Below are 26,082 nucleotides of genomic sequence, written 5' to 3' on the forward strand. Positions count from 1 at the left end.
CCGCGTTCGCGAGCAGGCTCGCTCCCACACTGATCCCATTCGGGCGACTCTTTTCAAGGACACCCCATGAGCCTACTGACACGCCTGCTGGCGCGCGGCACTGTCGTGCTCGCCAATTCGGCTTCGAAACTGCAATCGCTGCAAATGCGCCTCACCGCCGGTGAAATCAACGACGACCTCGAACACTTCGAGCCCTATGGTTTCACCAGCCATCCGCTGGCGGGAGCGGAAGGGGTCGTCACCTTCATCGGCGGCGACCGGTCCCACGCCATCGCCCTGGTCATCGCCGACCGTCGCTATCGCCTGCAAGCACTCGCTGCCGGTGAAGTGGCGATCTACACCGACGAGGGCGACAAAATTCATTTCAAGCGCGGGCGGATCATCGACATCGAAACCGCCACGCTGAACATCCGCGCCAGCAGCGCGGTGAACTTCGACACACCGGTGATAAACCAGACCGGCAAGATCGTCTCCACCGGTGATCAACTGGCCGGCGGCATCAGCCAGATCAAGCACGTGCATGTTGGCGTCCAGGCCGGTAACGGTCAGACCGGCGCGCCGGCAGGAGGCCAATGATGTTCATCAGCCAGAACCTCCACGCCGCACTGACCCGCGCGGTGCTGATCAGCCTGTTCACCTGGCGTCGCGCCGCCGATGACGATGCCCTCGATGACGAAGAACGCTTCGGCTGGTGGGGCGACAGTTTTCCCACGGTTGCCGACGATCGCATCGGCTCGCGGCTGTGGCTGTTGCGCCGGGTCAAGCTGACCCGGCAAACGCAGATGGACGCCGAGTTCTATGCCCGTGAAGCCCTGCAATGGCTACTCGACGACGGCCACTGCAGCGCCATCGACATCATCAGCGAACGCCTCGACGCCCAGCGCTTGAACCTGCGCACGGTCCTGACCCTGGCCGACGGTGAACGTCTGGACATCAACCCCGATAACAGTTGGCAGGTGATCTATGCCGTTTGAAACCCCTTCGCTGCCGGTGCTGATCAAGCGCACCCAAAGCGACCTGGCCGGCGATTCGCTGCGCCAGTCCGATGCGCAAGTGCTCGCCCGCACCCTCGGCGGCGCCGCTTATGGTCTGTACGGTTATCTCGACTGGATTGCCGAGCAGATCCTGCCCGACAAAGCCGATGAGTCAACCCTGGAACGCATCGCCGCGCTGCGCCTGAATCAGCCGCGCAAAGCTGCGCAAGTGGCTACCGGCAGCGTCAGTTTTACCGCCACTGCCGGCGCGGTGCTCGACGTCGACACGCTGCTGCAAGCGAACGATGGCCGCACCTACAAAGTCACCGCCGCGCGCACCACGGTCAATGGCAGCAACAACACCACAATTGCCGCGTTGGAGGCCGGCAGCCTCGGCAACGCTGACGCCGGTCTGACGCTGACCCCGGTGCAGCCGATTGCCGGGATTGTCGGCAACAGCTTCGTGGTGCTGGCGCCGGGCCTCAGCGGCGGTGTGGCGCGGGAAAGCCTCGAATCGCTGCGCTCGCGGGTGATTCGTTCCTATCGGGTGATTCCTCACGGAGGCGCGGCCAGCGACTACGAAACCTGGGCACTGGAAGTGCCGGGCGTGACGCGGGCGTGGTGCCGTGGTGGCTTGCTCGGCCCGGGCACCGTAACCGTGTTCATCATGCGCGACGATGATCCGCAACCGGTGCCGAACGATGAACAGTTGGCGGAGGTTCAGGAGTACATCGAACCGCTGCGTCCGGTGACCGCGGAAGTGCACGTGCAGCGACCGGTTCAGGTGCCGGTGGTGTATCGCTTCAAGAGCGTCAATCCGGACACCACCGCCGTGCGCGCCGCCGTCGAAGCGCAGTTGCGCGATCTGCACAACCGCGAGGCTGACCTCGGCGTGCCGCTGCTGATCAGCCATATCCGCGAAGCGATCAGCAGCGCCGGCGGCGAATACGATCACACGCTCACTGCTCCAGCCGCTGACGTGCCGGCCGGGCAGAGCGAACTGCTGACCTTCGGAGGCTGCGTATGGGGGGCATAAGAACCGCCGCGCAATACCAGGCGCAGTTGCGCGCCTTGCTGCCCAGTGGCCCGGCATGGGATCCGGAACGCGTGCCGGAACTCGAAGAAGTGTTGCAAGGCGTCGCCGTCGAACTGGCTCGTCTGGATGCGCGCGCCGCCGACCTGCTCAACGAAATGGACCCGGCCGGCGTCAGCGAACTGGTGCCGGACTGGGAACGCGTCATGCAATTGCCCGACCCGTGCCTGGGCACCACGCCACTGTTCGACGACCGCCGCCTCGCCGTACGCCGCCGCCTGCTCGCGGTCGGCAGCCAGGCTGTCGGCTATTACCTCGACATCGCCAAAAGCCAGGGTTACCCCAACGCCAGCATCACCGAACACGAAGCCCCACGCATGGGCCGCGCCCGGTTTGGTTCGGCGCACTGGGGCACCTGGGAAGCGCAATTCATGTGGACGCTCAACACCGGCGGCCGCCTGCTGCTCGGTCGGCGTTACGGTGCGAGCTACTGGGGCGAGCGCTTCGGCGTAAACCCGGGCTCGGCGCTGGAATGCCTGATCCACCGCAGTGCGCCGGCGCATACCAAGGTGCATATCAATTATGACTAGGGAGGAATGAGGGATGGATTATCCGAAGAGTGTGCCCAGTGCCGGGCTGGTCAATGGGAAGTTTGTTGATGAGAACCCGTTGATGGGGACACCGGGGTCGTTGATCCCGGCGGACTGGGGTAACGGAGTTACGCAGGAAATTCTCAACGTGATCAAGGCGGCGGACCTGACGCCGGACGAGAAGAAATACGATCAGTTGTTGCAAGCGATCCAATCGGTGACGGCCAAGGGCTGGAACCAGGATCTGGCGCTGCCGTTGGCTGCTTTGCCTTTACCTACAGTTGCCACCGCCGATGCACGTCTGCCGGTCAGTCCGGCTGCGGCCTCAACCAGTGGCGGCCGGGTTTCGATCGCAGCGGGAACCTTTATCAGTCTCGGCCAGGAAGTAGTGGCCGGCCAACTCGGACGCTCGCGCACCTTTGTGACGGCGGCGTGGAGCAGTGCGGACCTGCTGCCCAGCAGCCATTACTTTCTGCGAGCGCAAGTTATCGCTGGGGTACTCACGTTCTACACCCAACGCGGTGGCATTCATGACGTCGTGCCTGACTCGCTCAAAGGAATGGTCAACGGCGCTGCCGGCGGCGGTTTTCAGTCCACGCCTCTGGACATGTGTCTGGCGTGGGTGATAACCGGAGCACCGGGTTCGGTGCCGGTTTTGCGGACCATATACAACCGCGCACGATTGACTTGGACGCAAACGGTGAATGGCACAGGGGCGATATTTTTACCGCTCGACCCGCATGCGCGTGCGGCACGACTAGTCGCCGGTAACCCAACGCCATCGTCCACGGCGGTCACCTCAGTCGCCTTTCCGTCCACCGGGTGGGCAGGGGGCAACTACTGCTTCCTGTCGCCGATCCTGACAGGCAGTTCTAACAACCCGGGAGGGTGGAACCCGGCAACGGTTTCCCCGTGCGTACTGTTCACCAACAACATCGTCAATGACGTCACGGTTTCGACGTTGGCGGCCAGCTTCGACCACGCCAATTTGCGCTCACTGTGGCAGTGCTATCAGGCCGAACACAACCTGGGCCAATCGAATGCCGACAGCGATGAGTTATTGCTGAGCATGGGCATCAAAACCCATCCAATCACTGATTACAGTGTGGGCATTGCCATCAACTTTTCCGACGCGGTGAACGTGCAATTCTCGTGGGAGCTTATTCGATGATCGTTATTCAGGAGCTTCATCAGTGCGACGGTGAGTTGCGCCTGCCGCAACCGTCGGCTGCGCACGAGTGGGACGGGCAGAACTGGGTTTTCAATGCAGACAGGCAGATTGCACTGGATCTGCAGGAAGCCGAACGCCTTTGCGCCAAAGTCGACGCCGCCGCCGACAACGCTCGCAACGCACTGGCTGGTGATCCACTCAAGGCCATGGAGTACGCACAGGCAGCCGCAGACGCTCAGGCTTTCAGCGACGCCGGATACCCGAAAAAGGAAGTGCCACTTTCGGTCGCAGCGTGGGTTGCCAAAGGGCGCAGCGCCAAACAGGCCGCCGAGCAAATTCTGAGCAAGGCGGAGCAGTTGACTGCGCATTTGCTCACGCTGCGCACTTTGCGCCTGAAAGCCAAGGCGCAGATTCGCGCACAGGCTGGCAAGGGCAAGGTCGATTTGGCGCGTGGCGCGGCAGACGATGCGTTGATCGGGATTCGTGACCTGATCAACGGTATATCCAGCTAGGCAACAAGGTCCATTTCTACGTCACCGACGCCACGCGATATGGGCTTGTTTAGTTTGTACATCATTTGGCCAGTGGCGCCGCGCGACCGCAAGGATCGAAGTCATCGTTAAGGAAAAAGACAATGGATTATCCAATCAGTGTGCCAAGCGCAGGCTTGGTCAATGGCATGTTTGTTGATGAGGACGCGCTCGCGGGCACACCCGGCTCGTTGATTCCCGCGAGTTGGGGCAACGGCGTGACGCAGGAAATTCTCGGCGTTGTGCGGGCCGCTGGAATGACACCGACCGAGACTTCAAATACACAAATGCTCGACGCGCTACGTAGCTCGCAGCTCTTCAAAACCCCGGCGCAATTCGATTTCAGCCGTTCAGTGGCTACGGCCGAGTTCGTGCAGCGTGCACTGGGCAATCACGCAGGGTCTCGCGACATCGCAGCCACGGCGCAACTTTCTTTTGCGGATGTGGGATGGGCGATCGGCCTGGGCGGAAACTCGGCCTATACCGTGTCTTTGCCAGACATCAAGTCAGTTCCCAATGGCGCAACGTTCACGCTGCATTGCCGTAGCAACGCCCCGGTCACTATTGCCTGTACAGGCATTGCGAAAATAAGCCCGCAAGGAGCTGAACTGACCTCGATTGTCATGAACAGTGGTGAGAGCGCCACTGTCGTCAGGGAAAACGGAGTCTGGGCAGTCCACGGCACCGCGAGTCTCAAATATGCCGCGCTGTTTTCAGGGTTGACTGCTAACCCCGGGTATCAGAAGCACGCCAGTGGGAACATAGATCAATGGGGAACCGGCATTACGGATGCCAACGGTGAAATGTGGGTCAATTTCCCGGTTTCCTTCCCGAATGGGTTTTTCTCATGTGTCGCCAACCACGCTGGTGGCGAAGCGGCCATCGTGATTGTTGTCGGAGGCACCGCCACCAAGCAAGGCGTTCGCTTGAAAGTGCGCAACGCGGTCAACCAGCCTGGCGCTGGCTGGACCGTGTTTTATTTTGCCAAGGGTTATTGAATGAATACTACCAACGTGCTTTTCAGCGCCGGTACGCGAGGCGTGTATGTACCGGGTATCAATTCGTCGGACATTCCTGACGATGTCATCGAAATTCCCCAAGCCTATTGGATCTCGCTGCTGCAGCAACTGTCGGTCACCGCGAAAGTTATTGGCGTGCATGCTGAAAGCGGTTATCCGGTCCTGGTCGATCCACCGCCTCCTTCGGCAGAGGCGGCCGCAGGCTTCGAGCGCACTTGGCGCAACGCCCAGCTTGCCGCCACTGACGGCCTGGTCGCACGCGACCGTGATGAACTGGAGGACGGCGGCGGCACAACATTGACCACTGAACAATATGCCGAACTGCAAACTTATCGACGGGCGTTGCGCGAGTGGCCGCAAGGCTCATTCTTCCCGTCCAGCGCGCATCGGCCGGTGGCACCGAGCTGGCTGTCTGCTGCGCTTTAAATCATCAGGAACGTGATATGGATTATCCGAAAAGCATTCCGGGCTCAGGTCTGGAAAACGGCAGATTTGTCGACGAAGACCCGATTGAAGGAAAGCCTGGGTCACTGATTCCGGCGAGTTGGGGGAACAGTGTTACCGAGGAAATACTCAATGCAATCACGGCTGCCGGCCTGACACCTGATGAAAATCAGACCCATCAATTGGCCCAGGCCATTCGACAGTTGTCCAGACCTGATCCGCTGCAAGCGTTTCCGGTGCAGGTCTATCGCAAGAATCTGTTGATCAATGGCGATTTCCGAATCTGGCAGCGTGGTGCGAGCAATCAGGCGCCAAATGTCGGCGGGTACGTGGCTGATCGTTTCCGTTGTGACTGGAACGGAAACGCCGGAGTGAGCATCACACGGCAAAATTTTGCTCTCGGGCAAGGCGAGGTCTCTGATGAGCCGGCCTGTTTCCTGCGCTGGCAGCAAACGTCCGCAGGGGCGGGAGCTACCGTTCACAAAATTTCCCAGAATATAGAGTCGGTCAGAACGCTCGCCGGAAAAACGGCAACGCTGACGTTTTGGGCTCGATCCGATGCCGTACGGCCTTTGCAAATAACAATTGCGCAGCAATTCGGGGTGGGTGGATCGGCAGCCGTTGGGAAATTGATTGATACGTTTCAACTGAACACAGTGTGGACGCGCTACACCGCAACGTTCCAGGTGCCTGCCATTGCAGGGAAAATGCAAGGCAGCGGCGACTGTCTGACATTGGCGTTCGATCTGCCTCTCGACGTGCTGCAAACGGTCGATCTGACACAGGTCCAATTGGAGGAGGGGCCTGTATCCACGCCCTTTGAACTTCGTCCCTTAGCGCAGGAGCTGGCGTTATGTCAGCGCTATTACGAAAAGTCATTTGCTTCCGGGTTGCCGGTTAAAGCCAATAATGGCACCAATACCTGTATCTCGACGTTTACTCAGGTCCCGGCAGGAAATACCGGCCAATACGGGATGACGATCGGCTTTCTGGTTCAGAAAAGGGTTCAACCGACGGTTACTGCCTATAGCCCGGCGGACAGCAGTAATCAGGTCTGGAATCAAACGATCAGCAAAGCTTGCACCGGCACACTACTTCAAGGCGTAACGGATCGTAGTATTTCTTTTGCCACTGTCACGCCTGTTGGCAGCGCACCGGGGCAGACTTTGCAACTGGAATGGACAGCGGACGCTGAAATCTAGGAGCGACACTCATGGCTTATAAACTAAGCGCTTGCGGCGTGTTGCGCCTGTCTGATTGTGCATTTATTCCACAGGACTCCAATAATCGCGACTGGCTAGAGTTCCAGCAGTGGCAGCTCTCGGGCGGGCAGGTGCTACCGGCGGATGGGGGACTCGCGGAAACTGGTGCGACCGGCACCCTGAAAACTCTGGCAAATAAATGGCTGGCAACCATCAGCCGCCAGCCGTGATTCAATCGGGACAACATCCAGGGAGGATCATGCATCATGCAATTAACTGAAAAACACCTTACCGACATCATGCCCAACGCCCGCTCCCAAGCGGGCGTTTTTGTTTCGGCGCTCAACACCGCGATGGCCAGGCAGCGCATCGATACGCCAAAGCGTATCGCGGCGTTCCTGGCACAGGTCGGTCACGAGTCGGGCGAATTGCGTTACGTGCGCGAACTGGGCAACAACCAGTACCTGAGCAAATACGATACCGGCACCCTGGCGCTGCGTTTGGGCAATACGCCGGAGGCGGATGGCGACGGGCAAAAGTACCGAGGACGCGGGCTGATACAAATCACCGGTCGCGCCAACTATCGCCAATGCAGCCTCGGCTTGTTTGGCGATGAGCGTCTGTTGGCATTGCCCGAACTGCTCGAACAACCGCAATGGGCGGCCGAATCGGCGGCGTGGTTCTGGGCGCAGAAGGGCTTGAATGAACTGGCCGACGCTGACCAGTTCAACACCATCACCCGCCGGATCAACGGCGGGTTGAATGGCTTGCAGGATCGACTCGAGATTTGGGCACGGGCGAGGGCGGTGCTATGTCCAGCTCCTGGCGCGTGATGGGTCTGTTGCTGCTGCTGGCCGGGGCGTTTGCAGCGGCATGGCAGTTTCAGGACTGGCGCTACGGGCGGCAATTGGCCGAGCAGGCGCGGTTAAACGCCGAAACCCTCAATCAACTGACGCTGACCGCCGCCACCGCGCAACAGGCCGAGCAGGACAAACGCCTGGCGCTGGAGCAGCGGCTCGCGGCCAGTGAACAAACCCATTATCGAGCGCTGAGCGATGCCCAACGTGATCAGGATCGCCTGCGCGATCGTCTTGCTACTGCCGATGTGCGGCTGTCGGTCCTTCTCGACGCCGGTGACGTTGCCCACGGCTGTGCGCTGCCAGCCACCGCCGGCAGCGGCGGCGTGGATTCTGCAGCCGTACGCGCCCGACTTGACCCGGCGCATGCTCAACGAATTATCGCCATCACCGACACCGGCGACCGTGGATTGATTGCGTTGCAGGCCTGTCAGGCCTATGTCAGAGCGCTGGCGCCCGAACATCTTGAATGATTCTGTGTATTGAAAGCATGGCCGGCTCGTGTACGGTGAAGGCATTCCACACGATCCGGAGCTCGCCGTGAAAGAGACCACCCAACTGGCCGCAGAACTGGGCCGACGTCTGCAAGTGCTCAATGCCCATGTGACCACCGCAGAGTCCTGTACCGGTGGCGGTATCGCCGAAGCGATTACGCGGATTCCGGGCAGTTCGGCCTGGTTTGAAGCGGGGTACGTGACGTATTCCAATCGGCAGAAGACCCGGCAGCTGGATGTGCCGGGCGATTTGTTCGAGACGGTAGGGGCGGTCAGTCGCGAAGTGGTCGAGGCCATGGTGCGCGGTGCGCAGCAGCACAGCCTGGCGCATTTTGCCGTGGCGGTCAGCGGTGTCGCCGGCCCCGACGGTGGCACACCGAACAAGCCAGTCGGCACGGTATGGCTGGCCTGGGGTGTTGGCGACGAGGTTTACAGTGAGGTTCAGCACTTCCCCGGCAACCGTGATGAGGTCCGCCGACAAACGGTGAAGGCCGCGCTAGAGGGGCTTGTGCGACTAGCGGCACGAGAAATCGAAAATCAGGGGTAGGCGATCTTCGAACGCTGTGGAATAATACTGGCTACTTATACAGGTGTTGGCCGTCAGGCCTTATTGATTACGTGAGGACTTTAATGGACGACAACAAGAAGAAAGCCTTGGCTGCGGCCCTGGGTCAGATCGAACGTCAATTCGGCAAGGGTGCCGTAATGCGTATGGGCGATCAGGACCGTCAGGCGATCCCGGCCATCTCTACTGGCTCTCTGGGTCTGGACATTGCACTCGGCATCGGCGGTCTGCCAAAAGGCCGTATTGTTGAAATCTACGGTCCTGAATCCTCCGGTAAAACCACACTGACCTTGTCCGTGATCGCCCAGGCGCAAAAAGCCGGCGCGACCTGCGCATTCGTCGACGCCGAACACGCGCTCGATCCAGAGTATGCCGGCAAGCTGGGCGTCAACGTCGACGACCTGCTGGTTTCCCAGCCGGACACCGGCGAACAGGCACTGGAAATCACCGACATGCTGGTGCGCTCCAACGCTGTTGACGTAATCATCGTCGACTCCGTGGCGGCACTGGTACCGAAGGCTGAAATCGAAGGTGAAATGGGTGACATGCACGTCGGCCTGCAAGCACGTCTGATGTCTCAGGCGCTGCGTAAAATCACCGGTAACATCAAGAACGCCAACTGCCTGGTCATCTTCATCAACCAGATCCGTATGAAGATCGGCGTGATGTTCGGCAGCCCGGAAACCACCACCGGTGGTAATGCGCTGAAGTTCTACGCTTCGGTTCGTCTCGACATCCGTCGTACCGGCGCGGTGAAGGAAGGCGACGAAGTGGTCGGCAGCGAAACCCGCGTCAAGGTTGTGAAGAACAAGGTGGCTTCGCCGTTCCGTCAGGCCGAGTTCCAGATTCTTTACGGTAAAGGCATCTACCTCAACGGCGAGATGATCGACCTGGGTGTGCTGCACGGTTTCGTCGAGAAGTCCGGCGCCTGGTACGCCTACGAAGGCACCAAGATCGGTCAGGGCAAGGCCAACTCGGCCAAGTTCCTGGCGGACAACCCGGAAATCGCCGCGAAGCTCGAGAAGCAGCTGCGTGACAAGCTGCTGTCGCCAGCGGTGATCGCGGACTCCAAGGCCTCGGCGGTCAAAGAGACCGAAGACGACCTGGCCGACGCTGACCTCTGATACCAGCGATGACCACCGCCGTACTGGATACCCTCGTCGCGGTGCGGCGAACCGCTATGGACCTGCTCGCACGTCGCGAGCATGGTCGAGTCGAGTTGACGCGTAAGCTGCGTCAGCGCGGCGCCGAGGCGGAGCTGATCGAAACAGCCCTCGACCGTTTGACGGAAGAGGGGCTGCTTTCCGAAGCCCGTTACCTTGAAAGTTTTGTTTCCTACCGCGCCCGTTCCGGCTATGGCCCTCTGCGAATTCGTGAGGAGCTCAGCCAGCGGGGCTTGCAACGTGCCGATATCGAAATCGCCCTGCGCGAAAGCGGTATCAATTGGCAGGCGCAGCTTCAGGATACGTGGCAACGCAAGTTCTCCGGACATTTACCGATTGATGCGAAAGAACGGGCCAGGCAAGGCCGGTTTCTGGCGTATCGGGGGTTCTCGATGGAGATGATCAACCGCTTGTTCAGCGGTCGAGGGATGGACGATTAGACCGATTCAACAAAAAAGGCCCGCTATTTTTTAGAAAATAGCGGGCCTTTTTTTTGCTTTCAAATCACGTTGAAAGGTTCGCGTGAGCGTTGTGCAGTGGGCGGTTTCGAATCGGCCCAGTTTTCCGGCAGATTGATAAAGTCCACCAACTCCCTCAGGCGACCATGGGTACGGCCATTGAAGGCAAACGCCAGCCGTGCCAGATGGCTGAACTGTGCATCGTCGTGTTCTTCACCGCTGTAGGCGTGTTGATGAAACTCGTCGCTCAGGCACAGGTCGGCGAACTCTTCCTGCATCTGTGTCAGTGCCTGGTCGCTGAGCTTGTGGTTCATGCGAATTACAAATTGCCGCTTGAGCCAGCGGCTGGAGTGGAAGTTGCTATAGAACTGATTGATCTCATCCACCGCGTCTTCAACGCTGTAAACCAGTCGCATCAACTTCATATCGGTCGGCAGGATATAGCGGTTTTCTTCCAGCTGATTGCGGATGAAGTCCAGCGCTCCCTGCCAGAAGGTACCGCCCGGAACATCCAGCAATACCACTGGCACCAATGGGCTTTTGCCGGTCTGAATCAGCGTCAGCACTTCCAGCGCTTCATCAAGGGTGCCGAAACCGCCCGGGCACAGTACCAGCGCGTCTGCCTCTTTGACGAAGAACAGTTTTCGGGTGAAGAAAAAGTGGAATGGCAACAGATTATCGGTGCCGTCGACGGTGGGGTTGGCATGTTGTTCGAAGGGCAGGGTGATGTTGAATCCCAAACTGTGGTCACGCCCGGCTCCTTCGTGGGCGGCGGCCATGATGCCGCCGCCGGCGCCGGTGATGACCATCATGTCTGCGCGTGTCAGCGCTGCGCCGAGTTCGCGGGCCATCGCGTATAGCGGATGTTCCACTGGCGTACGTGCCGAGCCGAACACGGTGACTTTGCGCCGGCCCTTGAATTGTTCGAGCACGCGGAACGCCTGCTCCAGTTCACGCAGGGCTTGCAGGGTGATCTTGGCGTTCCAGCGGTTGTGGTCTTCCTGAGCCATGCGCAGCACGGTCAGGATCATGTCGCGGTAGATGGGGATGTTCGGGCTGTTGGTGGAAATACGGTTGAGTTGGGCTTCGACCTGGCTGATGAGGTCGCCGCTTTCCTGAAAATGACGGCTCAAGAGGTCATTCGGTTGATAAGGCATTCAACGTCTCCTTCTGTACAGAGCGGGTAGCCCGGACAACCAGCGTCCGGGTCGCACTGCAAAACACACAGGGCCGGCAGTTCCATTTCTGCCGTTAACGAATGATCGGGAATACTCTCAATCTAGACCCTCGCACGCATTCGCGCTGACTTGAACAGTGCGCTGTAACGTTTTGCCTGGCAACCGCTTACTGATTTGCGCCAAAGCGTCGCCGCTCGTCTGAACGTGTCGCAAAGGGCCATCACTCTGATTTACTCAAATACAGACGTCGTAAGACAACCTTGCGCTTGCGCAAGGCTAGGCAATTCATGGATTCGTGGGTGGCAAGGAGGCGGGATGCATGGTCAGAGTGGTTCTGGAGATCGATACTCAGCTGTATCGAATGTTGCAGGAGTCGGCCGAGACGCATCAATTGAGTCTCGAAGAAGAGTGCTGCCGACGATTGGCCGGCGGCGAACGTCGCTCGCGCTATCTGCAAGCGCTAGTGGCGGAATTGCGCGCCGAGGATGAGCAGCGGCGCGCCAAGGCTTCGCGCTGATTACTTCTTCTTCGCCGGCGCGGCTTTCGGGCAATCGGATTCCTGATAGCTGGCCGAACCGATGGCTTTGTTGGTTTTCACTTCGGTGAAGTCGTAGCGCATGATCGCGCCCTTGGCCATCAGCTTGCGGTACGACGGGTTGTTGCAGACCGACGCGCCCAACTGGAAATAGACAGCCTTGGGATCGGCGCGCATCTTGTCGGCGTGGCTCTTCTGCACACTCAGATGGTTGATCAGCTGCGTGCCCTCGACGGTGTAGCCTTGATCAAGAATGTCTTCATTGATCGCCCGTGGCGTGCCGACGCTGCTTTGGGCGGCGACGTTGCGCAGCTCTCGGTTCAGATTCTGCTCACTCAGGGACGCAGCCTGAGCGGTAAAGGACGACGCCAGCAGAATGGCAGCGGTGGGAACGATAAGGCGCAGCATGAAACTCTCCTGATTCGGTGACTGGTGGTTCGACCCGTCACGGGGCGGTGCGTTCAGTGGCGGCGAATTATAGGTGAGCCGGTCTGGACGGTACAGGCTTGTGGCCGTCGCTCTGGTAAACTGCCGGCCTTTATTGCCCTGCCGAGTGTCGTTCGTGTCGAGTTTTCCTGTCTGCCGGTGTTGCCTGCGATGATCCATGCCCCCAACGCCGTGGCCCGCCTGCGCGATCAGCGTGAGGACGAAGGCATCAAGCCGATTCAGGCGCGCGGCTTTCGCTCCGAGCGTTGCCGCGATTGCCGGGTCATCATCAGTCATTGCCTGTGCGCGTGGCGACCAAGCGTCGACACCCGTTCCGGCGTGTGCCTGATCATGACCGGCAAGGAAGTGTTCAAGCCAAGCAACACCGGTTGGCTGATTGCCGATGTGGTGCGCGACAACCACGCGTTCATCTGGTCACGCACCGAGCCCGACCCGCACATGCTCGCATTGCTCAACGATCCGCAGTGGCAGCCGTATCTGGTGTTTCCGGGTGAGTATGTCGAACCGTCGCGGGTGACCAACACGGTGACAGTCGATAGCAGCAAGCGGCCGCTGTTCATTCTGCTCGATGCGACCTGGACTGAAGCGCGGAAGATTTTCCGCAAGAGTCCGTATTTCGACCGCCTGCCGATCCTCAGCCTGCTGCCCGACAAACTCTCGCGCTATCGCTTGCGCCGTTCGACCCGTAGCGAGCATCTGTGCACCGCCGAAGTCGCGGCGTTGTGCCTGGAATTGGCCGGTGACAGCGCTGCCGCTTCGGCGCTGGATGCTTATTTCGATGTGTTCAGCCAGCATTACCTCGGTGCCAAGCAGCAACTGGACATGAATGAATCAACGCCCGCTCACGCCGAACTGTTGCCCTATATACGAAAGCCGCAGCCGGAGTTGGCCCGATAGTGGCCCATACTGTCGACAGCGCTGGCCATGTTGCTTGACCACCCCGGCTGCGCTGGGCATGCTTGGCGCCGATTAGGGTGCGGCCAAGGTTTGAGACGCCGTGTTTGCTGTTGATTGGCGTTGAACGTGCCCCTGTGGATATCGCTTCCAAGCGCTGTCTCGAGTTGCTTTGGCAAGACCGGAATGCACCGCGTCTGCCATTAAAAAACAGGATCATTTGAAAAATGGCCACATACGACATCCTGATTGCCGATGATCACCCCCTGTTTCGCAGCGCCCTGCACCAAGCGGTGACGCTGGGCCTTGGCCCGGACGTGCGACTGGTGGAGGTTACGAGCATTGCCGAACTGGAAGCTCGCCTGACTGAAAAGGCTGACTGGGATCTGGTCCTGCTGGATCTGAACATGCCCGGCGCCTATGGTTTTTCCGGGCTGGTGCTGCTGCGCGGGCAGTATCCGCAGATTCCGGTGGTGATGGTCTCGGCCCAGGAGGAGGCTTCGGTGATGGTCAAGTCCCGCGAGTTCGGCGCCAGTGGCTTCATTCCCAAGTCCAGCGATCTGAGCGTAATTCAGGAAGCGGTGCGCAAGGTGCTCGATGGCGACGTGTTCTGGCCGCCGCAAGCGTTCGAAGCAGTCAGCGTCTCGGATGAAGCGAAAGCCGCCAGCGATGGCCTCGCCAGCCTGACGCCGCAACAGTTCCGCGTGCTGACCATGGTCTGCGAAGGTCTGCTGAACAAGCAGATCGCTTATGAGCTGAGCGTGTCGGAAGCGACCATCAAGGCCCACGTCACGGCGATCTTTCGCAAACTGAACGTGCGCACTCGCACGCAAGCGGCTTTACTGCTGCAACAACTTGAGTCAATTCCCAGCCAGTGATGGCTGGCGGTTTCACGCTTTTTTGACTTTCGTTGATCTAGCTTCCCCACACCTTTTTGGCTGGTTTTTTTCTTATGTCACCTTTCAAGGGCCAGACCGGCCTGAAACGCATCCTCAACGCGTCCGGCTATTCGCTCGATGGCCTGCGCGCGGCCTTCACTGGCGAAGCGGCATTCCGCCAACTGGTGCTGCTCAACGTGGTGCTGATTCCGCTGACATTCTTCCTCAATGTCAGCCGGGTCGAGCAGGCGGTGTTGATCGCGGTTTGCTTGCTGGCGCTTATTGTCGAGCTGCTCAACTCAGCGGTGGAAGCGGCCATTGACCGCATCTCGCTGGAATTGCATCCGCTATCGAAGAACGCCAAGGACATGGGCAGCGCCGCGCAATTCGTGGCGCTGAGCATGATCGGACTGGTGTGGGCGGTGATTCTGCTTTAAGCAATGGTCGGCAAGACGATCTCGTCGCTGCGCTGCACCCCGGCGGTAAAAGCGCGGCACAGCTCGAGAAACTCGCGCATGGCCGAGGTCTGGTACTTCTGTTTGTGCCAGATGAAATAGAACTGCCGGGCCAGGTCCAGATCCGGCGTCTCCACCGGCACCAGACTGCCGCGCCGGAAGGCATCGCGCAGCGCCAGCCGCGAAATGCAGCCAATCCCCAAGCCGGATTCCACTGCGCGCTTGATCGCTTCGGTGTGTTCCAGCTCGAGACGAATATTCAGCGCGCTGCGATGGTGACGCATGGCCTGGTCGAAGGTTAGCCGCGTGCCGGAACCCTGTTCCCGCAGAATCCATGCCTCATGGGTCAGCGCTTCCATCGTCGCACTGCCACGTTTGGCCAACGGATGCTGCGGCGCGCAAAACACCACCAGCTCATCCTCGACCCAACTCTGCACTTCGATGTCAGGGTGGCTGCAATCGCCTTCAATCAGACCCAGATCAATTTCGTAGTGGGCGACCTGTTGCACGATATTGGCAGTGTTCTGCACGTGCAGCTTGACCTGACTTTCGGGGTGGCGCTGCATGAAGCTGCCGATCAGCAGGGTGGCCAGATAGTTGCCAATGGTCAGGGTCGCCCCCACTGATAACGAGCCGAAACCGGATTTGCCATTGAGCAGGTCTTCGATTTCCTTGGCCTGGTCGAGCAGGGCCACCGCTTGCGGCAACAGTTGTTTGCCGAGGGCGTTGAGGCTCAGACGTTTGCCGGCGCGGTCGAACAGCTGGCAGCTGGACTGGCGCTCGAGCTCGGTGATCGAAGTGCTGGCCGCCGATTGCGAGAGGTTGAGCAGACCCGCAGCACGGGATACGCTTTCCTGCTGGGCGACGGCGACGAAGACTTGCAGTTGACGGAGAGTAAATCGCATATCGATATAACCGATAACCCTTATCTTAATAATCCAGTTAACAGATATTGTCGTCGCTATTAGAATGCGATGCAATTGCGCACGTTAAGCCTCATTGAGCCGCGCAGACCAATCTCCAGGAGTCAAACGTACATGAGCAACATGAACCACGAGCGTGTCCTCAGTGTTCATCACTGGAACGACACTCTGTTCAGCTTCAAGTGCACCCGCGATCCGGGCCTGCGCTTCGAGAACGGTCAGTTCGTGATGATCGGCCTGCAACAGCCCAACGGCCGCCCGCTTATGCGCGCTTACTCGATCGCCAGCCCGAACTGGGAAGAGCATCTCGAGTTCTTCAGCATCAAAGTGCAGGACGGTCCGCTGACCTCCCAGCTGCAGCACTTGAAGGAAGGCGACGAGATCATCATCTCGAAGAAGCCTACCGGCACGCTGGTTCTTGATGACCTGAACCCGGGCAAGCACCTGTACCTGCTGAGCACCGGTACCGGTCTGGCGCCGTTCATGAGCGTCATTCAGGACCCTGAAACCTACGAGCGCTTTGAGAAAGTGATCCTGGTTCACGGTGTGCGTTACGTCAACGAAGTCGCTTACCGCGAATTCATCACCGAGCACCTGCCGCAGAACGAGTTCTTCGGCGAAGCGCTGCGTGACAAGCTGATCTACTACCCGACCGTGACCCGCGAGCCGTTCGAGAATCAGGGCCGCCTGACTGACCTGATGCGCAGCGGCAAGCTGTTCAGCGACATCGGCCTGCCACCGATCAACCCGCAGGACGACCGAGCAATGATCTGCGGCAGCCCGAGCATGCTCGATGAAACCAGCGAAGTGCTCGACAGCTTCGGCCTGAAGATCTCGGCGCGGATGCGCGAGCCGGGTGATTACCTGATCGAGCGTGCGTTCGTCGAGAAGTAAGCGCCACAGAGAGCCCCCATTGCCTTGCAGGCAATGGGGGCTTTTTTATGCCCGACACATTTCCCCATGCTTACGACAATCTCCTGTAGGAGCTGCCGAAGGCTGCGATCTTTTGATCTTGATCTTAAAAGCAAGATCAACAGATCGCAGCCTTCGGCAGCTCCTATGTATGGACTCGCCCCACCATTCAACCCGCTTTTGAACACTGCTACCCGGTTGCATCTATGTATAAGGCCTGTTCGAGGAAGCGTTGAGCGGCTTCTGGCCAACATTGGGTTAGCTCGCGGTATGCCGATTACAGTAAGGCCTCAAGGGCCAGTAGGAGCTCAGGCATCAATCCGCGACGGTCTGACCTGGGGTCAATGTTCTTCAGCATGGGTTGGAGCGGTTTACGCCCCGGTGGCAGAACTTTGTTGTCAGTGACTCATCGCAGCCTCCTGGCCATCGCCCGGCCGGCGCCGATAAGTCTGGTCGTTTTGCAGCAGCACCCAGAGGATGCGCAGATTTCGATTGGCTAATCGCACTGCTGCCTGCTTGCGGCCCAGGCGGGAAATCCAGCGCCAAAGACGCCTGTCGTCCGGCTGCTCTGAATCCGGACGTATCTGTCTTAAAACGGCATGAGCGCCCTGAATCGTTAAACTTCGCAGATAAGCGTCACCGTTCTTGCTCATTCCGCCCAATCGGTTTTTCTCGCCAGAGCTGTGCTGGCTGGGCACCAATCCGAAGTAGGCGGCGAACAAACGGGCGTTGGCGAAGCGTTCGGGTTCGGTCTGCTTGGCCAGCAGCGCCGTGGCAATGATCGGACCAACACCGCGCACCGTCATCAGCCGCTTCGCCGTTTCATCCTCATTCGCTGCCGTTTCCAGCCGACCGGTCAGCACGTTGACGCGCTCACCCAGTTGGCCCCACTCACCCAAAAGTTCGGCGATCAGTTCACGCAGCAAATCAGGTAGCGGCTGAGTGGCATCTTCCAGAACTCGAGGCACGAGCTGCCTGATCGCTATCTCACCCTGAGCCATGGCTACCCCATGTTCCAACAGCAAGGCGCGTATCTGATTACCCACCGCAGTGCGGCGCCGCACATAGCCCTGACGAGCCCTGTGCAGGGCCTGCATCGCCAGCGCCGCAGCACTCTTGATCGGTACTGCCGAAATTTTGCAGTCGCGGCCTGCACGCAAGATCGCCAATACATCGTTGCGATCATTTTTTGGGCCGCTACGATGACTGGCAACCAGCTGGGCCGGCAGGATGCGGACGGAATTACCCTGCATCTGGAGCAATCGCGCCCATGCTTGAGCGCCGGGCCCGGTTTCAACTAACACCGTAACGCTCGCGGGAAGCCCACGCAGAAATACCTGAAAGGCTTCTCGCGACTTGATTCGATCTTCGAAAATCACCTGACCGAGGGCATCCTCCCCAGCCACCTGAAAAACCCTCTTGGCAAGATCTATCGCAACTGTGGAGCATGCCGACACGTCGGCTGACAAGGATTGATCAATCGTCGTATGCTTTTTCATGGCCTCGCCCTCGCTGTCGTTGGCTTCTATAAGAATGCCACCGTGGCGCACAGACGCCTCGGCTTGGGCGAGTCCATCCAATTACATCGACCGTGAGCATCAATCCCCGGCAGGAATGACTTCCAGCACGCGGATCTGTTCGGGCGTCGGGTAGTGCCAGCGCACGTCCAGGTCCCAGAACTGCGCACCATATTCACGTTCCGGCGCCGGCGTCTGATACGCCGGGCGTGGATCCTGCGCCAGGCACTGCTCGATCAGCTCAACCAGCGGCTCATCGAGCCGCTGAGCGTGGGTGTGCGCCTGTTTCAAAGCCGAATCCGCCCACTGCACTTCGATCAGCTGCGGCGCGGCGCTGGCGATGTCATTGGTCGCCCCCGGGATGATATCGGCGTACGGCACATAGGGTTTGATATCCAGCACCGGCGTGCCGTCGAGCAGATCGATCCCGGAAATAAACAGGCGATTGCCTTCGACTTTGTCCAGCTTCACCACCGATTGGCCGATGCCGTTCGGCCGGTGCGTGGCGCGGGTGGCAAACACGCCCATCGACTTGTTACCGCCCAGGCGAGGCGGGCGCACTTTCAGGCGCGGTTTGTCTTCCAGGGCTTGGTGGAACAGAAACAACAGCCACACATGGCTGACCTGCTCCAGCCCCTGCACGGCGTCACCCTGGTCGAACGGCGCGACCAGTTCCAGCACGCCACGGGCGGCCGGGGCCAGTTGCGGTTGGCGGGGGATGGCGAACTTCTCCTTGAAGCAGGAGCGCACGAAGCCGATGGGGGAGAAGCTGTAAGTCATGGTCTGGGATCGAAGCGGGTAGGGCGGGCATGATAACCCGGCTCGCTTCAAGTCTGGTGGCGACAGGGCGGACGCCATCGCTGGCAAGCCAGCTCCCACAGGTTTTTGAGTGAACCTGGATTGTTCAAACACCAAAGAACCCTGTGGGAGCTGGCTTGCCAGCGATAGTCACACCGCCGATGTCAGAGGCTGAAGCCACCATCCAGCGGAATGATATTCCCGGTCATATAAGCCCCCGCCGTACTCGCCAGGCTGATCGCCAGCGCCGCCATCTCTTCCTCACGCCCCCAGCGCTTCATCGGAATCAGCGCAGTATCCTCAGCCAATGCCTGCTCATCATTACCAATATGCTGGGTCATCTTGCTCGGAAAGCGGCCCGGCGCAATCACGTTGACGTTGATGTGCTGGCTCACCAGTTCCCGCGCCAGAATGCGCGACAACTGATGCAGGGCGGCCTTGCTCGGCCCGTAGGCATACGCCTGCTCGCCAAACGAAGAAATCCCCGCCACCGAACCGATATTGATGATCCGCGCCGGATTCGCCGCCGAACCGGCCTTGCGCAGCAACGGCAGAAACTGCTGGATGCAACTGAACACCGAGGTCACGTTGAGCTGCATGACCTTTTCCCAGCCCTTGACCGGATAACTCTCCAGCGGCGCGCCCCAGGTGGTGCCGGCGTTGTTCACCAGAATATCCAGATGAGTGATCTGCTCACCCAGGCGCGCGGCCAGTTCCCGCACACCTTCTTCGGTCGCCAGATTCGCCGCCATGCCGTGGCAAGTGCCCAGGGCGCCAAGTTCTCCGGCGGTTTGATGGCAGGCTTCGACGTCGCGCGAGCACACGTAGACATGGGCGCCGGCCTCGACGAACGCCTTGGCGATCATTTTGCCGATACCACGAGTACCGCCAGTCACCAGAGCGGTGCGGCCTTGCAGGGAAAAGTAGGGATGCATGGCGAATCCTGAAGATTAGGGATCAGTACACCCTAGTCGTCAGCCGCGAAAAGCGGAGCCATTATTTTTGCAAGGAATGAACGGTCATGCGTTGCGGCGGCGACTATCGGTCGCCACCGCACAAGGGCATCAGGCAGGGCGGACGCGCAGGGTCAGGCCCTTGAGGAAGTTACGCAGCAACTGGTCGCCACACGGGCGATAGTTGGTGTGGCCGACCTTGCGGAACAGCGCGCTCAGTTCAGGCTTGGATACCGGAAACTCGGCGGCCTTGAGGATCGCGTGCATGTCGTCTTCTTTCAGTTCGAAGGCCACACGCAGTTTTTTCAGGATGATGTTGTTGGTCACCGGCACTTCGATCGGCTGCGGCGGACGGCTTTCGTCCTTGCCGCGCTTGAAGATCACCAGTCCGTCGAGGAAGTGCGCGATGACTTCGTCCGGGCAGCGCACGAAGCCTTCTTCGTCTTCTTCTTTCTTGTCGAGCCAGGTGATGACATCGGCGAGCGTGACGTCCATGCCGCCGAGTTTGATGATCTCGACAACTTTCTTGTCGCTGATGTCGAGCATGTAGCGCACGCTGCGCAGTACGTCGTTATGAACCATGTCGGTATTCCTGATGCGTTGTGGGCAGCGCTCGTAGGCGCTGCCGGAATGTGTGGCGGCAGTGGAAGTTCTAGAACTTCTCTTTGCCGGACAGGTAGCGCCATTGGCCAACCGGGACCTTGCCGATCGACACGCCGCCGATGCGGATGCGGCGGATGCCGATGACCTTCAGGCCGACCGCTTCGCAGAACTGCGCGATGATTCCCGGCTGCGGGTTTTTCATGGCGAAGCGCAGGCGGTTTTCGTTCTGCCAGCTGGCCTTCACCGGCGGCAACTCCTTGCCCTTGTGCGTCAGGCCATGCTGCAGGCGGTTGAGGCCGTGGGCAGCCATCTCACCTTCGACTTCGACGATGTATTCCTGCTCGATCTTCGCTGCGTCGGCGGTGAGCTTGCGCAGGATTTTCCAGTCCTGGGTGAACACCAGCAGGCCGCTGGCCTTGGGCTGCAGGTCGGCGCTGGCGGTCAGGCGCAGGAAATGCCCGCGCAACGGACGCTTGCCGTAGCGATGCTCTTCGCTGAGGGTTTCGGCGCTGAGCGATTGCATGGCGCTGTCGACATCCATGCCGGCGGGCGCGTTAAGCAGGATGGTCACCGGCTCCGGCGCGGTGGCCTTGGCGTCCTTGTCGAGCTCGACCTTTTGCTCGCCAACCTTGAATTGCGGCTCATCGATGACTTCGCCGTCCACGGTGACCCAGCCGCCCTCGATGAACAGCTCGGCCTCCCGGCGGGAGCAACCGACCAGTTCGATGAGGCGTTTGGAGAGGCGAATCGGGTCAGTCATGACGGGGCCGTAACAAAAAAGGGGTGGGCATTGTACCTGTGTGGAAGCGGTTAAGCCCGGTTCCATTTGCAGGCGCTGTATTCAATGTGGGAGCGAGCCTGCTCGCGAAGGCGTCCTGCCAGTCAATGTTTGCAGTGACTGATACACCGCATTCGCGAGCAGGCTCGCTCCCACAGGGGTTTCATGGTGTGTCAGCCGTTGCCTGAGCGCTGTTGGGACTGCCGCAAGCGCATATGCAGCAGCGGATACGGCTGGCCCATGCCATCGACCTCGGAGCGGCCGATCACTTCAAATCCCTGCTTTTCATAAAAACCCAAGGCTTGCGGGTTCTGCTCATTGACGTCGAGTTCATCGGCGTTGAGCCGTTCGATCGCATAGCGCAGCAACTGCTTGCCCAAGCCTTGACCACGATGATCAGGATCGATGAACAGCATTTCAATCTTGCCCGCCGCCACACCGGCAAACCCGGTGATGCGCTGCTGGCGGTCCTTGGTGCAGATCAGCATGACCGCATCAAGATAGCGGGTGAGCACCAGATTGCGCAGCAGCTCGATGTAGCTGTCCGGCAGGAACTGGTGAGTCGCACGGACCGAGGCCTCCCAGACCCGGGTCAGTTCTTCGTAATCGCTGATTTTCGGTGTGTGAATGACCGAATGCTGACGCATGTGCGTGTGCCTCTTGTGCGGTTCAAGGGAGTCCGTCCCCCGCTAAACGATAGCCGCAAAAAAGCCCCGCATCTCGGAAAAGAGCGGGGCTTTTTGGATTTGTTGCGGTGTCTGGCTGGCTATTTCTGTCGCCAGCAAGATCTCTCCCCCTCACCCCAACCCTCTCCCCCAGAGGGGGCGAGGGGGAAGGGAGCTGATCTTCGTGCTGTTCAAAGCCTGAGTTCGACTCGATATTTCAAGTCGCCGTCATTCTGAAGAGCACCTCGATCAGTCCCCTCTCCCTCTGGGAGAGGGGTAGGCGGGCGGCGTTCCGATGAGGGGCTTTTGAGGTTCAGATCAGATCTGCTCAGCCCACAAATCATATTCGTCGGCATCAGTCACCTTGCACCAGACCTTGTCGCCCGGCTTCAGGTTGCTGCCATTGTCGATAAACACGTTGCCATCGATTTCCGGGGCGTCGAAGAAGCAACGGCCGACCGCACCTTGTTCGTCAACCTCGTCCACCAGCACTTCAATCTCACGACCGATGCGCATTTGCAGGCGTGCCGAGCTGATCGCCTGCTGGTGCGCCATGAAGCGCTCCCAACGATCCTGCTTGACGTCGTCCGGTACCACTTCCAGATCCAGATCATTCGCTGGTGCGCCGTCAACCGGCGAGTACTGGAAGCAGCCGACGCGGTCGAGCTGGGCTTCGGTCAGCCAGTTGAGCAGGTACTGGAAGTCTTCTTCGGTTTCGCCCGGGAAGCCGACGATGAAGGTCGAACGGATGATCAGGTCCGGGCAGATTTCGCGCCAGTTCTTGATGCGCGCCAGGGTCTTGTCTTCGAACGCCGGGCGTTTCATCGATTTCAGGACTTTCGGGCTGGCGTGCTGGAACGGGATATCCAGGTACGGCAGGATCTTGCCGGCGGCCATCAGTGGAATCAGCTCGTCGACGTGCGGGTACGGATAAACGTAGTGCAGGCGGACCCAGACGCCCAGCGTGCTCAGCGCCTCGCAAAGCTCGGTCATGCGGGTTTTCACCGGCGCGCCGTTCCAGAAGCCGGTGCGATATTTCACATCAACGCCGTAAGCGCTGGTGTCTTGCGAGATCACCAGCAGCTCTTTGACGCCGGATTTCACCAGGCGCTGAGCTTCGTCGAGCACATCACCGACCGGACGGCTGACCAGTTTGCCGCGCATCGACGGGATGATGCAGAACGAGCAGCTGTGGTTGCAGCCTTCGGAAATCTTCAGGTAGGCGTAGTGGCGTGGGGTCAGTTTGATGCCTTGCGGCGGCACCAGGTCGATCAGCGGGTTGTGATCCTGACGCGGCGGCACCACTTCGTGCACGGCGTTGACCACTTGCTCGTACTGCTGCGGACCGGTCACGGCGAGCACGCTCGGGTGTACGTCGCGGATGTTGCCTTCTTCCACGCCCATGCAACCGGTGACGATGACCTTGCCGTTTTCCTTGATCGCTTCACCGATCACTTCCAAAGATTCAGCCTTGGCCGAATCGATGAAGCCGCAGGTGTTGACGACTACAACGTCGGCGTCCTGATAGGTGGACACCACGTCATAACCTTCCATGCGCAGCTGGGTCAGGATGCGCTCGGAGTCGACCAGTGCTTTCGGGCAACCCAGAGATACAAAGCCAACCTTTGGATTGGCCGGCGCAGGAGTGGTGGACATGTCTAACCTCGGTGTTTTGTGACGTCGCTGGCCACGCGCGGCAGCTGACGGATGGGCGCTTGAGATGCGCCTCTGATCAAAAAGTGCGCAATTCTAGCGGCGGGCAACGCACTTGACCAGCTTTATACGGGGAAATACGACGAGTGCTGCGCTATGCTTCGCGCCGTTGAGCTTTACCGATTTCGTGCAGTCAATCATTGGTCTGTAACAACAGGTAAAACAGCGCATGCTGCAACTCAAAGCATAGTGCTTCCTTCAAAGAAGCCGGTATCGAGATCAGGAGTGTTGGATGGGTCAGGCAAGTAGTCATGCGGCGGGCGCCGAGGGTTCGGCAAGCAGACCGCTGAGCATGCTGGTCGCGGCAGTCGGGGTGGTTTATGGCGACATCGGCACGAGCCCGTTGTACACCCTCAAGGAAGTGTTCTCCGGCGGATACGGCGTGCCGGTCAATCACGACGGCGTGCTGGGCATTTTGTCGTTGATCTTCTGGTCGCTGATCTGGGTGGTTTCGATCAAGTACATGATGTTCGTCCTGCGCGCCGATAACCAGGGCGAGGGCGGCATCATGGCCCTGACGGCACTGGCACGGCGGGCAGCGGCGGGGCGCAAGCGCCTGCGCACGCTGTTGGTGGTGTGCGGGCTGATCGGCGCGGCGCTGTTCTACGGCGACAGCATGATCACCCCGGCCATTTCGGTGCTGTCGGCGATCGAAGGCCTCGGCCTGGCGTTTGAAGGCATCGATCACTGGGTGGTGCCGCTGTCGCTGGTGGTGCTGGTCGCGCTGTTTCTGATCCAGCGCCACGGCACCGCGCGGATCGGCATTCTGTTCGGGCCGATCATGGTCACTTGGTTCCTCGTCCTCGGCGCCCTCGGTGTGTACGGCATTAGCCACACGCCGGAAGTGCTGCACGCACTGAACCCGATGTGGGCGGTGAATTTTTTCGTCGTGCACCCGGGCATGGGCGTTGCAATTCTCGGCGCCGTGGTGCTGGCGCTGACCGGCGCCGAAGCGCTGTACGCCGACATGGGCCACTTCGGCCGCAAGCCGATCGCCCGCGCCTGGTTTCTGCTGGTGCTGCCGGCGCTGGTGCTCAACTACTTCGGCCAGGGCGCATTGCTGCTGGAAAACCCGGACGCGGCGCGTAACCCGTTTTATCTGCTGGCGCCGAGCTGGGCGCTGATTCCGCTGGTCGGCCTTTCCACCCTGGCCACGGTGATCGCTTCGCAAGCCGTGATTTCCGGTGCGTTCTCCCTGACCCGTCAGGCGATCCAGCTCGGTTACATACCGCGCATGTACATCCAGCACACCTCCAGCGACGAGCAGGGCCAGATCTACATTGGCGCGGTGAACTGGGCGCTGATGGTCGGCGTCGTCTTGCTGGTGCTGGGCTTCGAATCCTCCGGTGCACTGGCCTCGGCCTACGGCGTGGCAGTGACTGGCACCATGCTGATGACCACTATTCTGGTGTCGGCGGTCATGCTGCTGCTATGGAAATGGCCACCGATCCTCGCGGTGCCGGTGTTGCTCGGCTTCCTGTTGGTGGACGGTCTGTACTTCGCCGCCAACGTGCCGAAGATCGTTCAGGGCGGCGCGTTCCCGGTGATCGCCGGTATCGCCCTGTTCGTGCTGATGACCACCTGGAAGCGCGGCAAACAACTGCTGGTCGAACGCCTCGACGAAGGCGCGCTGCCGCTGCCGATCTTCATCAGCAGCATCCGCGTGCAACCGCCGCATCGCGTGCAGGGCACCGCCGTGTTCCTCACCGCCCGCTCCGACGCCGTGCCGCATGCGCTGTTGCACAACCTGCTGCATAACCAGGTGCTGCATGAGCAAGTGGTGTTGCTGACGGTGGTCTACGAAGACATCCCCCGTGTGCCGCCATCACGGCGCTTCGAAGTGGAAGCCCATGGTGAAGGCTTCTTCCGGGTAATCCTGCACTTCGGCTTCACCGACGAGCCCGACGTGCCGCAAGCGTTGAAGCTGTGTCATCTGGATGATCTGGACTTCAGCCCGATGCGCACGACCTATTTCCTCAGTCGCGAGACGGTAATTGCCTCGAAACTCGAGGGGATGGCGCGTTGGCGTGAGGCGCTGTTTGCGTTCATGTTGAAGAATGCCAATGGCAATTTGCGGTTCTTCAATCTACCGCTGAACCGAGTGATTGAGTTGGGGACGCAGGTGGAGATGTAGCTTCGCGTTATAGAAAGAGCCCCCGTCAGCCTTGTGGTTGGCGGGGGCTTTTTTGTCGGCGGCAACTTCAGATCAAAAGATCGCAGCCTTCGGCAGCTCCTACAGGTTTCGCATTCCATGTAATTGGATGGACTCGCCCAAGCCGAGGCGTCTGTGCGCCACGGTGGCATTCTTATAGAAGCCAACGACAGCGAGGGCG

The 26,082-nt window shown here is 59.8% G+C and carries 31 protein-coding genes; 21 read left to right on the forward strand and 10 right to left on the reverse strand.

Annotation, left to right across the window (positions count from 1 at the left end):
* Nucleotides 1-66 precede the first annotated feature (66 nt).
* The 15 genes from HU724_RS06570 (at nt 67) to recX (ending at nt 10,482) form a co-directional block, all read left to right on the forward strand.
* Nucleotides 67-576: a phage baseplate assembly protein V gene (locus tag HU724_RS06570; RefSeq protein WP_110645920.1), complete on the forward strand. Its 510-nt coding sequence runs from the start codon at nt 67-69 to the stop codon at nt 574-576.
* Nucleotides 576-974, forward strand: a complete 399-nt coding sequence (locus HU724_RS06575; RefSeq protein ID WP_016771422.1) for a phage GP46 family protein — start codon at nt 576-578, stop codon at nt 972-974. Before HU724_RS06570 ends, HU724_RS06575 begins: the two co-directional genes overlap by 1 nt.
* A complete protein-coding gene (locus HU724_RS06580; protein WP_160768305.1) occupies nt 964-2,010 on the forward strand; it encodes a baseplate J/gp47 family protein in 1,047 nt (348 codons plus the stop codon). Before HU724_RS06575 ends, HU724_RS06580 begins: the two co-directional genes overlap by 11 nt.
* Nucleotides 1,998-2,597 carry a YmfQ family protein gene (locus HU724_RS06585; protein ID WP_042607028.1) on the forward strand — a complete coding sequence of 200 codons (600 nt, stop codon included), beginning with the start codon at nt 1,998-2,000 and terminating at the stop codon, nt 2,595-2,597. Before HU724_RS06580 ends, HU724_RS06585 begins: the two co-directional genes overlap by 13 nt.
* A 13-nt stretch (nt 2,598-2,610) precedes the next feature.
* Nucleotides 2,611-3,768 carry a phage tail protein gene (locus tag HU724_RS06590; RefSeq protein ID WP_186569837.1) on the forward strand — a complete coding sequence of 386 codons (1,158 nt, stop codon included), beginning with the start codon at nt 2,611-2,613 and terminating at the stop codon, nt 3,766-3,768.
* A complete protein-coding gene (locus HU724_RS06595; RefSeq protein WP_186569836.1) occupies nt 3,765-4,280 on the forward strand; it encodes a phage tail protein in 516 nt (171 codons plus the stop codon). The genes HU724_RS06590 and HU724_RS06595 overlap by 4 nt, the downstream gene beginning before the upstream one ends.
* Nucleotides 4,281-4,402: 122 nt before the next feature.
* Complete coding sequence (locus HU724_RS06600; RefSeq protein WP_186569835.1) at nt 4,403-5,296, forward strand: gp53-like domain-containing protein; 894 nt, start codon at nt 4,403-4,405, stop codon at nt 5,294-5,296.
* Nucleotides 5,297-5,743, forward strand: coding sequence for a phage tail assembly chaperone (locus tag HU724_RS06605; RefSeq protein WP_186569834.1), 447 nt, complete (start codon nt 5,297-5,299; stop codon nt 5,741-5,743).
* A gap of 17 nt (nt 5,744-5,760) precedes the next feature.
* Entirely contained in the window at nt 5,761-6,963 is a 1,203-nt protein-coding gene (locus HU724_RS06610) for a carbohydrate-binding protein CenC (protein ID WP_186569833.1), read from the forward strand.
* 11 nt (nt 6,964-6,974) lie between these two features.
* Nucleotides 6,975-7,193, forward strand: a complete 219-nt coding sequence (locus tag HU724_RS06615; protein ID WP_186569832.1) for a hypothetical protein — start codon at nt 6,975-6,977, stop codon at nt 7,191-7,193.
* A 36-nt stretch (nt 7,194-7,229) separates the two neighbouring features.
* Nucleotides 7,230-7,796, forward strand: a complete 567-nt coding sequence (locus tag HU724_RS06620; protein ID WP_186569831.1) for a glycoside hydrolase family 19 protein — start codon at nt 7,230-7,232, stop codon at nt 7,794-7,796.
* Nucleotides 7,775-8,293 (forward strand): lysis system i-spanin subunit Rz, encoded by a 519-nt coding sequence (locus tag HU724_RS06625; protein WP_186569830.1) that lies wholly within the window; start codon nt 7,775-7,777, stop codon nt 8,291-8,293. Before HU724_RS06620 ends, HU724_RS06625 begins: the two co-directional genes overlap by 22 nt.
* 67 nt (nt 8,294-8,360) lie before the next feature.
* Complete coding sequence (locus HU724_RS06630) at nt 8,361-8,861, forward strand: CinA family protein (RefSeq protein WP_038861108.1); 501 nt, start codon at nt 8,361-8,363, stop codon at nt 8,859-8,861.
* A gap of 83 nt (nt 8,862-8,944) precedes the next feature.
* Nucleotides 8,945-10,003, forward strand: a complete 1,059-nt coding sequence (gene recA, locus HU724_RS06635; RefSeq protein ID WP_024011876.1) for a recombinase RecA — start codon at nt 8,945-8,947, stop codon at nt 10,001-10,003.
* An 8-nt stretch (nt 10,004-10,011) separates the two neighbouring features.
* Nucleotides 10,012-10,482 carry a recombination regulator RecX gene (recX, locus tag HU724_RS06640; RefSeq protein WP_133335041.1) on the forward strand — a complete coding sequence of 157 codons (471 nt, stop codon included), beginning with the start codon at nt 10,012-10,014 and terminating at the stop codon, nt 10,480-10,482.
* A gap of 59 nt (nt 10,483-10,541) precedes the next feature.
* On the opposite strand, the gene HU724_RS06645 is transcribed toward recX, so the two are convergent.
* Complete coding sequence (locus HU724_RS06645; protein ID WP_186569829.1) at nt 10,542-11,657, reverse strand: LOG family protein; 1,116 nt, start codon at nt 11,655-11,657, stop codon at nt 10,542-10,544.
* 340 nt (nt 11,658-11,997) lie between these two features.
* Here HU724_RS06645 and HU724_RS06650 point away from each other — a divergent pair, with 340 nt between their 5' ends.
* A complete protein-coding gene (locus HU724_RS06650; RefSeq protein ID WP_016770569.1) occupies nt 11,998-12,195 on the forward strand; it encodes a hypothetical protein in 198 nt (65 codons plus the stop codon).
* Here HU724_RS06650 and HU724_RS06655 read toward each other — a convergent pair whose 3' ends face one another.
* Entirely contained in the window at nt 12,196-12,621 is a 426-nt protein-coding gene (locus HU724_RS06655) for a PA3611 family quorum-sensing-regulated virulence factor (protein ID WP_007908738.1), read from the reverse strand.
* Between the two features lie 189 nt (nt 12,622-12,810).
* Between HU724_RS06655 and HU724_RS06660 the strand changes: the two genes are divergently transcribed.
* From HU724_RS06660 to HU724_RS06670, 3 genes are all read left to right on the forward strand, one after another.
* Nucleotides 12,811-13,557: a tRNA-uridine aminocarboxypropyltransferase gene (locus HU724_RS06660; protein WP_186569828.1), complete on the forward strand. Its 747-nt coding sequence runs from the start codon at nt 12,811-12,813 to the stop codon at nt 13,555-13,557.
* A gap of 224 nt (nt 13,558-13,781) precedes the next feature.
* Nucleotides 13,782-14,432 carry a response regulator transcription factor ErdR gene (erdR, locus tag HU724_RS06665; protein WP_186569827.1) on the forward strand — a complete coding sequence of 217 codons (651 nt, stop codon included), beginning with the start codon at nt 13,782-13,784 and terminating at the stop codon, nt 14,430-14,432.
* Between the two features lie 74 nt (nt 14,433-14,506).
* Entirely contained in the window at nt 14,507-14,869 is a 363-nt protein-coding gene (locus tag HU724_RS06670; RefSeq protein ID WP_016771411.1) for a diacylglycerol kinase, read from the forward strand.
* On the opposite strand, the gene HU724_RS06675 is transcribed toward HU724_RS06670, so the two are convergent.
* Complete coding sequence (locus HU724_RS06675; protein ID WP_186569826.1) at nt 14,866-15,792, reverse strand: LysR family transcriptional regulator; 927 nt, start codon at nt 15,790-15,792, stop codon at nt 14,866-14,868. The two genes, HU724_RS06670 and HU724_RS06675, sit on opposite strands and share 4 nt — an antisense overlap.
* A 132-nt stretch (nt 15,793-15,924) precedes the next feature.
* On the opposite strand from HU724_RS06675, the gene fpr reads away from it, so the two are divergent.
* Entirely contained in the window at nt 15,925-16,704 is a 780-nt protein-coding gene (fpr, locus tag HU724_RS06680) for a ferredoxin-NADP reductase (RefSeq protein WP_007908723.1), read from the forward strand.
* A gap of 416 nt (nt 16,705-17,120) precedes the next feature.
* Here fpr and HU724_RS06685 read toward each other — a convergent pair whose 3' ends face one another.
* The 7 genes from HU724_RS06685 to rimO form a co-directional block, all read right to left on the reverse strand.
* Nucleotides 17,121-18,221, reverse strand: a complete 1,101-nt coding sequence (locus HU724_RS06685) for an IS110 family RNA-guided transposase (protein WP_189691555.1) — start codon at nt 18,219-18,221, stop codon at nt 17,121-17,123.
* A gap of 99 nt (nt 18,222-18,320) precedes the next feature.
* On the reverse strand, nt 18,321-19,019 hold the full coding sequence (gene tsaA, locus HU724_RS06690; RefSeq protein WP_186569865.1) for a tRNA (N6-threonylcarbamoyladenosine(37)-N6)-methyltransferase TrmO: 699 nt from the start codon (nt 19,017-19,019) through the stop codon (nt 18,321-18,323).
* Between the two features lie 182 nt (nt 19,020-19,201).
* Nucleotides 19,202-19,972 carry an SDR family oxidoreductase gene (locus tag HU724_RS06695; protein ID WP_186569866.1) on the reverse strand — a complete coding sequence of 257 codons (771 nt, stop codon included), beginning with the start codon at nt 19,970-19,972 and terminating at the stop codon, nt 19,202-19,204.
* 129 nt (nt 19,973-20,101) lie between these two features.
* The gene (locus tag HU724_RS06700; protein ID WP_056783315.1) at nt 20,102-20,572 is read right to left on the reverse strand and encodes a YehS family protein; all 471 of its coding nucleotides are present in this window, start codon (nt 20,570-20,572) and stop codon (nt 20,102-20,104) included.
* A 70-nt stretch (nt 20,573-20,642) separates the two neighbouring features.
* Nucleotides 20,643-21,353: an rRNA pseudouridine synthase gene (locus HU724_RS06705; RefSeq protein WP_056783317.1), complete on the reverse strand. Its 711-nt coding sequence runs from the start codon at nt 21,351-21,353 to the stop codon at nt 20,643-20,645.
* Between the two features lie 191 nt (nt 21,354-21,544).
* Nucleotides 21,545-22,018 carry a GNAT family N-acetyltransferase gene (locus HU724_RS06710; protein WP_110645929.1) on the reverse strand — a complete coding sequence of 158 codons (474 nt, stop codon included), beginning with the start codon at nt 22,016-22,018 and terminating at the stop codon, nt 21,545-21,547.
* A gap of 336 nt (nt 22,019-22,354) precedes the next feature.
* On the reverse strand, nt 22,355-23,692 hold the full coding sequence (gene rimO / locus HU724_RS06715; RefSeq protein ID WP_024011887.1) for a 30S ribosomal protein S12 methylthiotransferase RimO: 1,338 nt from the start codon (nt 23,690-23,692) through the stop codon (nt 22,355-22,357).
* A gap of 349 nt (nt 23,693-24,041) precedes the next feature.
* Between rimO and HU724_RS06720 the strand changes: the two genes are divergently transcribed.
* Nucleotides 24,042-25,883, forward strand: a complete 1,842-nt coding sequence (locus tag HU724_RS06720) for a potassium transporter Kup (protein WP_371699263.1) — start codon at nt 24,042-24,044, stop codon at nt 25,881-25,883.
* The last annotated feature ends 199 nt before the right edge of the window (nt 25,884-26,082 follow it).

The sequence above is a fragment of the Pseudomonas iranensis genome (assembly GCF_014268585.2).
GTDB lineage: Bacteria > Pseudomonadota > Gammaproteobacteria > Pseudomonadales > Pseudomonadaceae > Aquipseudomonas > Aquipseudomonas iranensis.

What these genes read in the sequence shown, in the direction of transcription:
- HU724_RS06620 (WP_186569831.1), top strand. Translation starts at nt 7,230, where the DNA reads ATGCAATTAACTGAAAAACACCTTACCGACATCATGCCCAACGCCCGC.
- HU724_RS06720 (WP_371699263.1), top strand. Translation starts at nt 24,042, where the DNA reads ATGCTGGTCGCGGCAGTCGGGGTGGTTTATGGCGACATCGGCACGAGC.
- HU724_RS06655 (WP_007908738.1), bottom strand. Translation starts at nt 12,621, where the DNA reads ATGCTGCGCCTTATCGTTCCCACCGCTGCCATTCTGCTGGCGTCGTCC.
- recX (WP_133335041.1), top strand. Translation starts at nt 10,012, where the DNA reads ATGACCACCGCCGTACTGGATACCCTCGTCGCGGTGCGGCGAACCGCT.
- HU724_RS06585 (WP_042607028.1), top strand. Translation starts at nt 1,998, where the DNA reads ATGGGGGGCATAAGAACCGCCGCGCAATACCAGGCGCAGTTGCGCGCC.
- HU724_RS06660 (WP_186569828.1), top strand. Translation starts at nt 12,811, where the DNA reads ATGATCCATGCCCCCAACGCCGTGGCCCGCCTGCGCGATCAGCGTGAG.
- HU724_RS06605 (WP_186569834.1), top strand. Translation starts at nt 5,297, where the DNA reads ATGAATACTACCAACGTGCTTTTCAGCGCCGGTACGCGAGGCGTGTAT.
- HU724_RS06595 (WP_186569836.1), top strand. Translation starts at nt 3,765, where the DNA reads ATGATCGTTATTCAGGAGCTTCATCAGTGCGACGGTGAGTTGCGCCTG.
- HU724_RS06650 (WP_016770569.1), top strand. Translation starts at nt 11,998, where the DNA reads ATGGTCAGAGTGGTTCTGGAGATCGATACTCAGCTGTATCGAATGTTG.
- HU724_RS06670 (WP_016771411.1), top strand. Translation starts at nt 14,507, where the DNA reads ATGTCACCTTTCAAGGGCCAGACCGGCCTGAAACGCATCCTCAACGCG.
- HU724_RS06600 (WP_186569835.1), top strand. Translation starts at nt 4,403, where the DNA reads ATGGATTATCCAATCAGTGTGCCAAGCGCAGGCTTGGTCAATGGCATG.
- HU724_RS06700 (WP_056783315.1), bottom strand. Translation starts at nt 20,572, where the DNA reads ATGGTTCATAACGACGTACTGCGCAGCGTGCGCTACATGCTCGACATC.
- HU724_RS06590 (WP_186569837.1), top strand. Translation starts at nt 2,611, where the DNA reads ATGGATTATCCGAAGAGTGTGCCCAGTGCCGGGCTGGTCAATGGGAAG.
- HU724_RS06615 (WP_186569832.1), top strand. Translation starts at nt 6,975, where the DNA reads ATGGCTTATAAACTAAGCGCTTGCGGCGTGTTGCGCCTGTCTGATTGT.
- HU724_RS06610 (WP_186569833.1), top strand. Translation starts at nt 5,761, where the DNA reads ATGGATTATCCGAAAAGCATTCCGGGCTCAGGTCTGGAAAACGGCAGA.
- HU724_RS06570 (WP_110645920.1), top strand. Translation starts at nt 67, where the DNA reads ATGAGCCTACTGACACGCCTGCTGGCGCGCGGCACTGTCGTGCTCGCC.
- HU724_RS06580 (WP_160768305.1), top strand. Translation starts at nt 964, where the DNA reads ATGCCGTTTGAAACCCCTTCGCTGCCGGTGCTGATCAAGCGCACCCAA.
- HU724_RS06710 (WP_110645929.1), bottom strand. Translation starts at nt 22,018, where the DNA reads ATGCGTCAGCATTCGGTCATTCACACACCGAAAATCAGCGATTACGAA.
- HU724_RS06705 (WP_056783317.1), bottom strand. Translation starts at nt 21,353, where the DNA reads ATGACTGACCCGATTCGCCTCTCCAAACGCCTCATCGAACTGGTCGGT.
- HU724_RS06685 (WP_189691555.1), bottom strand. Translation starts at nt 18,221, where the DNA reads ATGAAAAAGCATACGACGATTGATCAATCCTTGTCAGCCGACGTGTCG.
- HU724_RS06575 (WP_016771422.1), top strand. Translation starts at nt 576, where the DNA reads ATGTTCATCAGCCAGAACCTCCACGCCGCACTGACCCGCGCGGTGCTG.
- HU724_RS06645 (WP_186569829.1), bottom strand. Translation starts at nt 11,657, where the DNA reads ATGCCTTATCAACCGAATGACCTCTTGAGCCGTCATTTTCAGGAAAGC.
- HU724_RS06675 (WP_186569826.1), bottom strand. Translation starts at nt 15,792, where the DNA reads ATGCGATTTACTCTCCGTCAACTGCAAGTCTTCGTCGCCGTCGCCCAG.
- rimO (WP_024011887.1), bottom strand. Translation starts at nt 23,692, where the DNA reads ATGTCCACCACTCCTGCGCCGGCCAATCCAAAGGTTGGCTTTGTATCT.
- tsaA (WP_186569865.1), bottom strand. Translation starts at nt 19,019, where the DNA reads ATGACTTACAGCTTCTCCCCCATCGGCTTCGTGCGCTCCTGCTTCAAG.
- recA (WP_024011876.1), top strand. Translation starts at nt 8,945, where the DNA reads ATGGACGACAACAAGAAGAAAGCCTTGGCTGCGGCCCTGGGTCAGATC.
- HU724_RS06625 (WP_186569830.1), top strand. Translation starts at nt 7,775, where the DNA reads ATGTCCAGCTCCTGGCGCGTGATGGGTCTGTTGCTGCTGCTGGCCGGG.
- erdR (WP_186569827.1), top strand. Translation starts at nt 13,782, where the DNA reads ATGGCCACATACGACATCCTGATTGCCGATGATCACCCCCTGTTTCGC.
- HU724_RS06695 (WP_186569866.1), bottom strand. Translation starts at nt 19,972, where the DNA reads ATGCATCCCTACTTTTCCCTGCAAGGCCGCACCGCTCTGGTGACTGGC.
- fpr (WP_007908723.1), top strand. Translation starts at nt 15,925, where the DNA reads ATGAGCAACATGAACCACGAGCGTGTCCTCAGTGTTCATCACTGGAAC.